Below are 12,720 nucleotides of genomic sequence, written 5' to 3'. Positions count from 1 at the left end.
ATTTTACCGTTGTCAGCTGTCTCTGTTTAAATCGACTATTTTGCGATCAGCCACCATTTTTTAACGCTTCAAGATACTCCCAGCGTTCAAAGGCTTGCTCCAGCTCCTGCTCTGCAGCAGCCATATCGGCGAGCACTTTTTGTGTCTGCTCATGGGGCTGACTGAAGAAGGAAGCATCCGCCACCTGCGTCTGTAGGGCTTCCAGCTTCGCCTCCAGATCTTCGAGCAATTGCGGTAGCTGCTCCAGTTCGCGCTGCAATTTATAGCTTAGTTTGCTACTGCTGCGTTTTACAGTTTCTGCTTTTGGCGCGGCGGCTTCTTCGATTTTTTTCACCGCAGGCTGTTTGAGCGCCACATACTGTTCTTGCTGACCACGGGCATCATGATAACCGCCGACATAACGACCAATTTTACCGCCGCCTTCGAAGATCCAGCATTCTGTAACGGTGTTATCGACAAACTGACGATCGTGGCTCACCAGCAATACCGTGCCCTGGTAGCTGTCGATCAGTTCTTCCAGCAGTTCCAGCGTTTCAACATCAAGATCGTTGGTCGGTTCGTCAAGAATCAATAAGTTGCTTGGTTTGAGGAACAAACGCGCCAACAACAAGCGGTTACGCTCACCGCCAGAAAGCGCACGTACCGGCGTCATTGCCCGTTTCGGATGGAACAGGAAGTCCTGCAAATAGCCCAAAACATGGCGTGGCTTGCCGTTAACCATCACCTCTTGCTTACCTTCAGCAAGGTTATCCATCACCGTTTTATCGGGATCCAGTTCCGCACGGTGCTGATCGAAATAAGCCACTTCCAGTTTGGTGCCAACGTGAATACGCCCGCTGTCCGCCTGAAGCTGACCGAGCATCAGTTTCAGCAGCGTGGTTTTGCCGCACCCATTCGGGCCAATCAGGGCAATTTTGTCGCCACGTAGAACCTGGGCCGAAAAATCTTTCACCAGTTGCTTACCGTCAACCTGGTAGCAAACGTCTTCCATTTCGAAAACGATCTTACCGGAGCGACTGGCTTCTTCCACCTGCATTTTTGCGGTACCCATCACTTCGCGACGTTCGCCACGCTCGCGACGCATTGCTTTCAGGGCGCGTACGCGGCCTTCATTACGGGTACGGCGTGCTTTGATCCCCTGGCGGATCCACACCTCTTCCTGCGCCAGTTTGCGATCGAACTCGGCATTTTGTAGTTCTTCCACGCGCAGGGCTTCTTCTTTTTCCAGCAGGTACTGGTCGTAATTCCCAGGATAGGTCACAAGCTTGCCGCGATCGAGATCAACAATGCGCGTCGCCATATTGCGGATAAACGAACGGTCGTGGGAGATGAAAATTATCGTCCCATTGAAGGTTTTAAGGAATCCTTCCAGCCAGTCGATGGTTTCGATATCCAGGTGGTTAGTCGGTTCGTCGAGCAGCAATACGCGCGGATTGCTCACCAGCGCGCGTCCTAATGCCGCTTTACGCAACCAGCCGCCGGAAAGCGACGACAGCGCAACGTTAGGATCTAACCCCAGTTGCGCCAGCACTTCGTTAATGCGGTTTTCCAGCTGCCACAGGTTGTGGTGATCCAACTGTTCCTGAACCTTCGCCAGTTCGTTGAGATTTTTCTCGCTCGGGTCGTTCATCACCAGGCGCGAAATATCGTGATAGCGTTTCAGGTATTCCGCTTGTTCTTCAATGCCTTCGGCAACGAAATCATAAACACTCCCCTCAACGTTACGCGGCGGATCCTGTTGCAGACGAGCTACAATCAAATCTTGCTCGTAAATAATGCGACCGTCATCCAGCCCTTGTTCACGGTTGAGGATTTTCATTAACGTCGATTTGCCTGCGCCGTTGCGGCCTACCAGACAAACACGTTCGTTATCTTCGATATGCAGTTCTGCGTTATCGAGAAGCGGCGCGTCGCTGAACGACAGCCATGCGCCATGCATACTGATTAATGACATTACTATTCCTTTCAGGCTGCGGTAATCAGCCAGCAGTTGTGGATCTGGCGGTTTCGGGCGAAATCCTGGGAGAGCGTTTTTTGCGTAATTTCTTGTGCTTTCAGTCCCAGTTTTGCCAGTCCGTCAAGATCCATACGGAAGCCACGTTTGTTGTTCGAGAACATGATCGTCCCACCAGCACGCAGCAGACGTTTCAAATCTTTCATCAGCGCCAGATGATCGCGCTGAACATCAAACGCATCTTCCATTCGTTTTGAGTTAGAGAAGGTTGGTGGATCGATAAAGATCAGATCGAACTGTTCATTTGCCTCACGCAGCCACGCCAGGCAATCGGCCTGAATCAGGCGATGCGCACGCCCGGTTAGGCCATTCAGACGCAGGTTGCGTTCTGCCCACTCCAGATAAGTACGCGACATATCCACGGTGGTGGTGCTGCGTGCACCGCCTAATCCCGCGTGCACGGTGGCGCTGCCGGTATAAGAGAACAGGTTGAGGAAATCTTTGCCTTTGCTCATCTGACCGAGCATACGACGGGCGATACGGTGATCGAGGAACAGACCGGTATCGAGGTAATCCGTCAGGTTCACCCACAAGTGAGCGTTATATTCGGTGACTTCGAGAAACTCGCCCTTCTCGCCCAGTTTCTGGTACTGATTTTTGCCCTTCTGGCGTTCACGGGTTTTCAGCACCAGTTTGTTTGGCGCAATCCCCAGTACCGAAATGGTTGCAGCGATAATATCGAACAGACGCTGACGCGCTTTGTGCGCATCAATAGTTTTTGGCGGCGCATACTCCTGCACCACCACCCAGTCGGCATAACGGTCAACTGCAACGTTGTATTCCGGTAGATCGGCGTCGTACAGGCGGTAGCATTCAATGCCTTCCTGACGCGCCCACTTCTCGAATTTTTTGAGGTTCTTACGCAGACGGTTGGCGTAGTCTTCTGCCACCATTGCCGGTTTGCTGTCTGGTGTGCTTTCGGCAACGTGGTAATTTTTCTGCACGCAGTCTAATGGACCGTTTTTCGCTTTGTACTGTTTGTCTGCACGCAACTGCAGGCAACTTAACAGATCCGGCGAGGCACTAAACAAAGAGAGATTCCAGCCACCGAACTGGTTTTTCATGATTCGGCCCAGCAGACTATGCAGCGCAATCAGCGCCGGTTCGCTGTCCAGACGTTCACCGTATGGCGGGTTGCTCAACACTGTACCGTACGGCCCTTTCGGCAGCGGATTGGTCAGTTGCGCGACATCTTTCACCTCAAAGGTGATCAGTTCACCAATCCCCGCAAGACGGGCGTTAGTGCGCGCACGTTGAATCACCCGTGCGTCGCTGTCGGAACCGTATAAATGAGAGTTGTACTCAGCCAGACCTTTACGGGCGCGAGTTTGCGCTTCCGCTTTCACTTCCTGCCAGATAGCTTCATCATGCTGCGCCCAGCCGCTAAAGCCCCAACGCCCACGGTGCAAGCCTGGTGCGCGATCGGTCGCCAGCATCGCCGCTTCAATCAGCAACGTACCGGAACCACACATCGGATCGAGCAGCGGTGTTCCTGGCTGCCAGCCGGATCGCATCACAATAGCGGCTGCCAGGGTTTCTTTGATCGGCGCAATACCAGCACGATCGCGATAGCCACGCAGATGTAAACCATCACCACTGAGATCAAGGGCGATACTGGCGGTTTCTTTATGCAGCCAGACGTTAACGCGGATATCCGGCGCATCGCGATCAACATTTGGACGCGGCAGATTTTTCCGCGTGAAAGCATCGACAATCGCGTCTTTCACTTTCATCGCACCGTACTGACTGTTGCGGATGGTGTCATTCAAACCACTGAAGTGGACAGCGAAGGTCGCGCCAGGATTAAACATCTCTGTCCAGTTGATCGCCTGAACACCGAGATAGAGGTCTAAATCGCTGTAAACCTTACACTCGCCCAGCGGCAACATAATACGCGAGGCCAGGCGGCTCCACATCAGGCTCTGGTAAACAAGCCGTGTGTCGCCCTTGAAATGGACCCCACCCTGAACCACCTGGCATTCAACGGCCCCCAGGTTTTCCAGTTCAGTTTTTAACAGCTCTTCCAGCCCACGGGCCGTACTGGCAAACAGAGAATTCATATCGTCACTTTTACTCTAAGAGCCTACCGCAGTAGGCGTAATTGTTGCAGTCAGTCTGGACATGGACAGCGCGGAGAAACCGGAGCGTACACAAGTACGTGAGGATTTCGAGCACTTCCCTGGGCCAAACTGACAAATAAAATAGCCTAATGGGACAGGCGCTAAGAAAATTGTTGCGCATTATAGCTAATAAGCGCGTCATGTCATAAAGTTGAGGGCTTATTTTCATTTGAGGACCGCACCGTGGCGACATTAACCCGGCTTTTTATTCATCCTGTTAAATCGATGCGCGGCATTGGTCTTACACATGCTCTGGCAGATGTCAGTGGTCTGGCCTTCGATCGCATCTTTATGATCACGGAACCTGACGGTACGTTTATTACCGCTCGCCAGTTTCCGCAAATGGTACGGTTTACTCCTTCACCTGTGCATGATGGCTTGCATCTCACCGCACCAGATGGCAGTAGCGCATATGTTCGTTTTGCTGATTTCGCCACACAAGACGCACCAACCGAAGTTTGGGGCACACATTTTACCGCGCGAATTGCGCCAGACGCGATCAACAAATGGCTAAGTGGATTTTTCTCCCGCGAAGTGCAGTTGCGCTGGGTGGGGCCACAAATGACGCGGCGCGTGAAACGCCACAACACTGTACCCCTGTCATTTGCTGATGGCTATCCTTACCTTCTTGCTAACGAAGCCTCGTTACGTGATCTCCAACAACGTTGTCCGGCCAGTGTAAAAATGGAGCAATTCCGCCCTAATCTGGTGGTTTCCGGCGCGTCAGCCTGGGAAGAAGATAGCTGGAAAGTGATTCGTATTGGTGATGTGGTGTTTGATGTGGTTAAACCTTGTAGCCGCTGTATTTTCACCACCGTCAGCCCAGAAAAAGGGCAAAAACATCCGGCAGGCGAACCATTAAAAACATTGCAATCTTTCCGCACTGCCCAGGATAACGGCGATGTCGATTTTGGCCAGAATTTAATTGCCCGTAATAGCGGCGTAATTCGCATTGGCGATGAGGTGGAAATTCTGGCAACGGCTCCGGCTAAAATTTACGGCGCAGCCGCCGCTGATGATACCGTCAACATCACGCAACAACCGGACGCAAATGTAGATATTGACTGGCAGGGACAGGCATTTCGTGGAAATAACCAGCAGGTGTTGCTGGAGCAATTAGAAAATCAGGGAATTCGTATCCCTTATTCTTGCCGCGCGGGCATTTGTGGAAGTTGCCGTGTTCAGCTTTTAGAAGGCGAAGTCACGCCGCTGAAAAAATCAGCAATGGGCGATGATGGCACCATTCTTTGCTGTAGCTGTGTACCGAAGACTGCACTTAAGTTGGCGCGTTAGACTGCCTGTTCGAGGCTGAAGCTGTCAACATTCACCTGCGGTTTCAGCCTGTCGTTCATGATTTTAATGGCGTCGCCCAACTGCATCGCGCGACCCGCAATAACAACGCAGGGTTGGGCTAGCAGACATAGCGCGGCATTTTCGCCAGATTCAACGACCAGCAAATTGACTTGCTCGTGAGTATCGCTCAACCAAACGCAGGCCGCATCGCCCGGCATGGGCACCCACATTTCTCCATGGGAAACAAAATGCCAGCTTTTCGGCATTTGCGGTTTGAGATAACGAATTGCTACCAGTGCATTCAGCACCAGTTCGGCTTTTTGTTCTTTAGATAAATTAAAATCGCGGCACTTTTCTTCAAACGAGAAATAGAGCGCAGCATCGTCAACGCAAAAGCCTGCGGGAGAAAAGGCATCTGGAGTCAACATTTTGCGCTCAAAACGTGAGCGAAATAGCATACCATTGGCTAAATCGAGCATCATTCGATCGTGCTCTTCATCGTAATACCAACGCCAGTTATCGTCTGGTTTAATTCGCATCTGCCTCTCCCCTACCCTATAAAACCGCAGCAACACAATCCATTGTCGCTTCGCTTAATAACCTCAACAATAAAAGTACAAAATGTCTAAATAAGCAACAGCGATGAATATAAAACAACCAGGGCTTAAAATAAAGCCCTGATTATCTTATAAAGAGGAATTCGAAGAAATAATTAGATATGGGTAACGATTTCTTTAATCAGCGGCGGACCTTTAAAAATAAAACCAGAATAAATTTGCACCAGTGAGGCCCCCGCAGCAATCTTTTCACGCGCAGCGATAACCGAGTCAATGCCGCCAACACCGATGATCGGTAAGCGACCGTTTAATTCCTGTGACAAGCGGCGAATAATTTCTGTGCTTTTTAACTGAAGCGGACGACCACTTAAGCCACCGGTTTGATCGCAATTTTTCATTCCCTGAACCAGAGAACGATCGAGAGTGGTATTGGTTGCAATAACGCCATCAATATTATGGCGAACTAAACTATCGGCAACCTGGATCAATTCTTCTTCAGAAAGATCCGGCGCGATCTTCACTGCGATCGGCACATATTTATGGTGCATCGCTTGCAAATCATTTTGCTTATTTTTAATCGCGGTTAAGAGATCATCCAGCGCTTCGCCATATTGCAGTGTGCGTAGTCCTGGGGTATTCGGCGATGAAATATTGATGGCGATATATCCCGCATAAGCATAGATTTTTTCCATACAAATCAGATAGTCATCTTTACCCTGCTCCACCGGCGTATCTTTATTTTTGCCGATGTTAATACCCAGGACGCCATCATAATGGGCTTTTTTTACGTTCTCTACGAGGTTATCAACGCCAAGATTATTAAAGCCCATACGGTTGATCAAACCTTCGGCATCTACCAGACGAAAGAGACGCGGCTTGTCATTACCTGGCTGTGGACGTGGCGTGACGGTACCGATCTCGATCGATCCAAATCCCATCGCGCCTAACGCGTCAATGCACTCCCCGTCTTTATCAAGACCGGCTGCCAGACCAAGCGGATTTTTAAACGTCAGGCCCATGCAGTTAACAGGTTTCGCAGGCACTTTCTGCCGCACCAGTGCTTCAAACGGCGTTCCGGTAATGCGGCGTAATTGCTGAAAAGTAAACTCATGAGCGCGCTCTGGATCGAGCTGGAAAAGGGCTTTACGAACGAAGGGGTAGTACATGAACTCTCCTGGATTCCCGGTGTGCAAACCGGGGGCGTATTATGTGCGAGTTCGGACCAAAAGGGAATTGACCTGTGGCAAAAAAAGCGCAAACGTTTTCCGAGCCTGTTTCAGAGCAGATTTTGCTCCTTCTTTGCACTCAACCCGCCGTAATCATTTATCGTCCGCCAGGCGACATGACACGGTGCTATTGTCTGACACCAGCTTGTCTGACGCTGGCTTTTAGGTGGCACAACTCCCGCATTACTTAACGCTTTACCATTTACGCTCACCTGAATCAGGTTAATGTAGTAAGGCGTTGGGTTAGTGAGTTGTACACCCTGCGAATTCCGTGTCCAGCGTAATTGTTGATAAGCTTCCAGCGGGTCGCCCGGCAAACCTTCGGGTCGCCAGAACAGTTTAAATATCGAGCGCATCGCCACTTTTACGCTCTGATTTTCAACTTTGCCGGATGGTACGCTGGCAATGCTTAACTCAAATAGCGTTTCGCGATCCACAGGCAAGATGTCGCTTTCCGTTCTCAGCAAGCGCAATGTGCCTGTAGTACCGGGCTTAAGGAGAATAAGTGGCGGCGCGGCCAGTAATGGTGCTGGCACTGTCGACGCTTCCCCCCCGGCCCAACGCGTTGGGCGATTGATTTTACTGTTAATAAGCCAGGATTCCTGACTGGTATTAGTCAGTGAAATAGATATCGATTCTCTGTCTGCCGGGAAGATAAATCGCGTTCCGCCAACCACCACTCCTGCCTGCAATTTCCCCGCCACCAGCAGCGATAAAACGGCAAAAATCGCGAGCGTCAATCTGTTCCACGTATTAGTCATAATGAAGTACAAATGTCGCGCTGGCATTCACTTTACCCGACTGCACATCGCTATTAACAGGTCGCAATTGCGCATAAAAAGTTAATGGCACCTTACCGCTATGTAAGCTGTAGTCTTTACTTGCCTGGTTAAGCGGAATCAATATTTTCGCATCATCCAGAATCGCAATTGCCAGCCCGCTGGCTGCATCCGTACCACTTTCAATGGACAGCATTTCGCTCTGCATTCCGTCGGGTGTTCCTGAAAAGGTAACGTCAACCGTGCTGACATCTGTTCCGCAATCCTGCAAATTAATGATGAAAGATTTCTCCGGGCCATAGTTCCCATGAGAAAAACGTGTCAGCGAGACATCGCCTAACTGCACATTGATTTGCTTGCTATCCTGTGCCAGCACGCATGTATTACGGCGAAACGATCCGCTGATGTTGACCGTGCCATCATGGGCAAATAGCTCACAACTCCCCGTTAAACCCAGTAAGCACAGAATCCAGATTATCCGTTTCAACATCACTCCTTCACTGGTAAACCAGATCAAAATAGAGAACCGCCGTCGCATTACCGCCCGTAGCCCCCGCCTTTGTGGACTTATAGCGAAGTTGATATTTGAGTGTGTTATCCCCCGCTTTTAAGGGCGTAAGAGGCTGGACCTGATTGAGCGGGATTTCTTGCTGACTTTGCGCATCAAGAATTTGCACGGCAATCCCCGTTGCCATACCACCGCTTCCGCCTGTGTCAGTTAGTTTGAGTAGTGTCGGCGCAAGGGTGTCAGCCTCGCCGCTAAAAAGGACGTCCGCGCCAGTAATACCAGCGGCACAACCGGTGATATCGATATTCAAATCAGCAGCTGTGCTTACGGTATTCGCAGCCTGAAAATCACTGATATTAAAATCGCCAATATGAATATTTTGTAATGCGCTTTTGGTGGCAACATCACAGCCCTGATCGACCACATTACCATAAATATGCATACTGACTTGCTCAGGCCCAGCCATCCCGACATGGGTGTTAAGAAAGCTAAAGAACAAGATAACGTACTGAAATATTGTTTTTTTCTTCATACGTTCACGCGTTAATCAAAATTTATTCTCACCGTTGCCGTGGCTTCAAATCGCCCGGTTTCTGGTGGTACGCCTGTCGTGCTGACCGGATAGACATTCATTCGCGCGATACTGTCTGCATCATCAGGAATAGAGAGCGGTAGTGTTCCACCCGCCGGGGAAATAATGTTGTTCTGGCTATCGGTCACCACAACGCCCACGCCAGGACGTGACGTCTTAATCGCCTGGGGATAGCTGGGGTCTGAGGTTGCCGTCAGACTCAGGTTGACGTTAACTAACCCTTCGTTTCCCGTGTTACACCTGACTGGGACTGCAAGTTCTGCCGTTCTGGCCCCAAGAGGCTTATGCCCTACAACACGAAAGTTAGCCGCAAATACGTCGCCCAGATCGACTTCGATTGTCTCTCCGGCATTGACGGAACATGAGCCAAGTGAATTGATCGTACCAGACAGGTAATACACTAAAACCGGTGTACCTGTAGTCGTGCAGGAATCACCTGCGGGTATGTTGTAGCATTCAAATAATCGCGCCAGCGCCATAGGAGGAATGACGACCGAACCAACGAACGGCTGCAATATTTTCAGGGAAAAGCTACCGCTATTACCGCTAGCCCCCTGGCCGCCTAAACGTTGACCGCCGGGGTCACAAATATGCCACCGGGTATCTGCCCCTGTGCCCACGTTTTCAAAAGGAACCGCAGTAGGAGAACTGCCTTTAACCTGCAATAAAACTTTGGCGGCAAGATAGTCATTAATTTTGTACCAGTTGTCGCCTAAATAGACTAACGGTGAATCCGCGGCGAATGCCCATCGGCCACTTCTGACATTGTCTTTATCGCAATCACAGGAAACATAATAATCATTCGATTCGTTCCACTGATAAAATTTGTCTTTAACTACCCCTGCAGTATTTTCTTCTTCCTCCAGGGTTTTAACGCCAAAATTGACGCCAATATAGGGATTCCCCTGAGTGGTATGACACTGCCCGCTATAAGCAGCGGTTTGAGCGCACCATAGCATTAAGACGGCGGCAAAAAATAGTCGTAGTAATGACACGCATTTTTCTCCAAAGATTATCTGCATATGGCATCCATTCGCGTAATCGCAGCGTTAATTTGTTGTTCGGTAAGCTGGTAACTGATATGACAAATTTGATCGGGTGCTTCGCCCCAGCGCACGGTTATTGTTCCCTTCGCCGGTAAACCCGCCATATAGAGCGAGCCATCATCATCAATTATGCCGCTATTAGTCTGTACGCCGTCCAGCGTCGCTATCGCGCCAAAACGCAGCGGTATACCCTGCGTTGATGTTTTCATTAATACCCTTCCCCCCGCATGGGCATTAAACTCCGCCAGAACCAACGCCCCTTTGGTGGGAACTACATTTACTACTGCATTTTCAAGATCCACGTTACGTTTTAACGATGCAGCATCAAGTACGATTCGATTTTCACGATAAGAAGTGGCATAGGGAACAACGGTATATCCGCGCCAGTCAGTTTTCAGCCCGGTGCTATTCGCCACACGAGTATTTTCCGCGCCTGGTGCTGCAATCAGAACGTTGGTTTCCCCCAGAGATTGCCCCAGGGTAATGCCCCGTGAATGAGCAACTAAACTGCCTGAAAGGGCGTAGTTAAGTTGTTGTTGGCTACCGTTATCGCTGTAGTTGTAGCCCACTCGGGCATCCGCAAACGCCCCTTTGTAGTCCATGCTGGCGCTACCATTCGCCGTTTCCCCCTCGCTGTTATATCCCTGTTGCACGCTGTAGCTCAGGTTACCGTCATCGAGCAGTGTCTCCGTTAAACCAAGATTTTGTGTAGTGTGCCCTTCGTTATCGATACTGGTATTAGAGGTCATCCATGCGTAATTTTTTTTCCTGGTATAGCTATCATTACTTCTGGGGAGCAACAGATTGAGCGGCAGGGAAAAATTAAGTGCAAATACTTGATCAGCATCAGGTTGACCACGGGACTTACTGTAGTTCCAGGAAACGCCCAGTGAGAGATCTTTAATTTGCGTGTTGTAGCCAAACTGTAATAGCCGATCCTGTTGATCGGTATGCCAGTATGTTTGCTGGCTACCACTTAAATAAAACGAACCGTAATCGCCTAATTGCTGGGAGATATTGACCTGCAGTTTGCCACGTTTGGTGTAAAACAAATTGTAATAACGCGACCACATCGGCGTATCTTCATCATCACCGTCATTAAATTCGTAGCCATCCATGTGTTTATACATGGTGTCGGAAAGGGTGTAGAAGCCCGACGTCGAATAGCGATAGCCCATCAATTGAAAGTTAGTGCCCAAATGGTTGAGCGTTTTGGCATACAGAAAACGATATGACTGCCCTTTATGTTCACTTTGGTCTGCCAGTGTACTTTTCGCCTGGGTCGCGTCGAACGAAATCGCTCCGAAATCGCCGAGGTTAAAACCCAGCCCCAACATAGCAGCACGGTAATATTCAGCATATTGTCCACCGCCATACCAGGTCGTTCCCCACGGTCCGCCCCATTGCAGCGTGGCCTGAGCAAATTTACTTTCTTGCTGATCATTACTATTGGTTCTGTATTTCGCCAGCGTCACCGCGTATTTGATTCTCCCCTGACGCTGGAGTAATGGCACACTGGAAAAGGGCACGCTGTAACTATTGATGCTGCCGTCAGCTTCTTTTATTTCAACCAGCAAATCACCGCTCGACGACGTGGAGTAGAGATCACTAATCTCAAAAGCACCTGGCGAGACATAAGTTTGGTAAATGGTGTAGCCGTTTTGCTTAATCGTTATCTGGGCATTGCTTTTGGCGATACCACGCACCACAGGCGCAAACCCTTTCAGGCTGTCTGGCAGCATGTTGTCATCTGACGCCAGCTGTACGCCACGAAAGCTGACGCTGTCGAAAAAATCGCCTGCGGTATAATCATCACCAACGGTCAGTTCGCCTTTCAGAGGAATAACCGCCCGCTGCAAATAGCTGCTGAGATTCTTCCATTCTGCGGTTTGCCCGCTACTACGACTCCATGTGGAATTATTGCGCAATCGCCACGGACCTAAATTCACGCCACTGTTTAAATTCAAAAAATAGCTATCTGTGGAATCACTATCTGAACTGCTATGAATACTGTTGGCCCCGCTAAAAGAATATCCCAGTAATAATGCGTTGATCCCTTCATCCCAGCGTTCAGGGGGAACATAGCCACGGGCGTTACTTTTTATAGCAATTTGCGGTACTGAAATTTCCAGACGGAGTTTATTCACATCAAAGGTTACGCTGGCATCCGGAATAATCTCTGCCAATGGCGCACACGCTTGTTTGTCCAGTTGTTTAAAAGCCGGAAATGCATCAGTATTCACGCCCATTGCATCCAGGCTTTCAGTCGTCAAACAGGCGGCAATCCCCTTCTCTGGCGTTATCTCAACAAAATTAACGTTGCGCGTATCTACCATTGTCTGATTCAGAACAATATCGACACGATAAACCCCTGGCGTTATTTTTTGCCCTCTTTCGAAACGGGACAAATCGGCCACCATTGAGGGATCATCTTTGAAAAAGGCGGGATCGAACCAGGTTTCAGCTTGTGCATTGAACGCCGCCGACACAAACACCACCAGCCCACCAATAAACGATGGCACTCCACCAGAGGTTAACAGGCTGTGTTGTCGGTGAGTTCTAGGCATCTCGCTCTCTTAACTGAA

At 49.9% G+C, this 12,720-nt stretch carries 10 protein-coding genes; 1 reads left to right on the top strand and 9 read right to left on the bottom strand.

The window, feature by feature from the left end; genetic code table 11:
* Positions 1-46: 46 nt before the first annotated feature.
* Together ACJHWK_RS18170 and rlmKL are read right to left on the bottom strand one after the other, a co-directional pair.
* Positions 47-1,954, bottom strand: a complete 1,908-nt coding sequence (locus tag ACJHWK_RS18170) for an ABC transporter ATP-binding protein (RefSeq protein WP_000053080.1) — start codon at positions 1,952-1,954, stop codon at positions 47-49.
* Positions 1,955-1,965: 11 nt separating this feature from the next.
* Positions 1,966-4,074, bottom strand: a complete 2,109-nt coding sequence (rlmKL, locus tag ACJHWK_RS18165) for a bifunctional 23S rRNA (guanine(2069)-N(7))-methyltransferase RlmK/23S rRNA (guanine(2445)-N(2))-methyltransferase RlmL (protein WP_021523056.1) — start codon at positions 4,072-4,074, stop codon at positions 1,966-1,968.
* A gap of 243 nt (positions 4,075-4,317) precedes the next feature.
* Here rlmKL and ycbX point away from each other — a divergent pair, with 243 nt between their 5' ends.
* On the top strand, positions 4,318-5,427 hold the full coding sequence (gene ycbX, locus ACJHWK_RS18160; RefSeq protein WP_001522800.1) for a 6-N-hydroxylaminopurine resistance protein YcbX: 1,110 nt from the start codon (positions 4,318-4,320) through the stop codon (positions 5,425-5,427).
* Here ycbX and zapC read toward each other — a convergent pair.
* The 7 genes from zapC to ACJHWK_RS18125 form a co-directional block, all read right to left on the bottom strand.
* A complete protein-coding gene (zapC, locus tag ACJHWK_RS18155; protein WP_001522798.1) occupies positions 5,424-5,966 on the bottom strand; it encodes a cell division protein ZapC in 543 nt (180 codons plus the stop codon). The genes ycbX and zapC overlap by 4 nt on opposite strands.
* A 173-nt stretch (positions 5,967-6,139) precedes the next feature.
* Entirely contained in the window at positions 6,140-7,150 is a 1,011-nt protein-coding gene (gene pyrD / locus ACJHWK_RS18150; protein ID WP_001305914.1) for a quinone-dependent dihydroorotate dehydrogenase, read from the bottom strand.
* A gap of 110 nt (positions 7,151-7,260) precedes the next feature.
* Positions 7,261-7,998, bottom strand: coding sequence for a fimbrial chaperone (locus ACJHWK_RS18145; RefSeq protein ID WP_162535656.1), 738 nt, complete (start codon positions 7,996-7,998; stop codon positions 7,261-7,263).
* Positions 7,964-8,479, bottom strand: a complete 516-nt coding sequence (locus ACJHWK_RS18140; protein ID WP_000919478.1) for a fimbrial protein — start codon at positions 8,477-8,479, stop codon at positions 7,964-7,966. The genes ACJHWK_RS18145 and ACJHWK_RS18140 overlap by 35 nt, the downstream gene beginning before the upstream one ends.
* Before the next feature lie 7 nt (positions 8,480-8,486).
* Positions 8,487-9,029 carry a fimbrial protein gene (locus ACJHWK_RS18135; RefSeq protein WP_000730623.1) on the bottom strand — a complete coding sequence of 181 codons (543 nt, stop codon included), beginning with the start codon at positions 9,027-9,029 and terminating at the stop codon, positions 8,487-8,489.
* An 11-nt stretch (positions 9,030-9,040) separates the two neighbouring features.
* A complete protein-coding gene (locus tag ACJHWK_RS18130) occupies positions 9,041-10,111 on the bottom strand; it encodes a fimbrial protein (protein ID WP_001522786.1) in 1,071 nt (356 codons plus the stop codon).
* Positions 10,102-12,702, bottom strand: a complete 2,601-nt coding sequence (locus ACJHWK_RS18125) for a fimbrial biogenesis usher protein (protein ID WP_001522785.1) — start codon at positions 12,700-12,702, stop codon at positions 10,102-10,104. The genes ACJHWK_RS18130 and ACJHWK_RS18125 overlap by 10 nt, the downstream gene beginning before the upstream one ends.
* Positions 12,703-12,720: the final 18 nt, after the last annotated feature.

This window comes from Escherichia sp. WS547 (assembly GCF_046486065.1).
GTDB classification, from domain to species: domain Bacteria; phylum Pseudomonadota; class Gammaproteobacteria; order Enterobacterales; family Enterobacteriaceae; genus Escherichia; species Escherichia coli.
The sequence above is the reverse complement of the archived record's forward strand: the minus strand, read 5'-3'. Positions and strand labels throughout refer to the sequence as shown.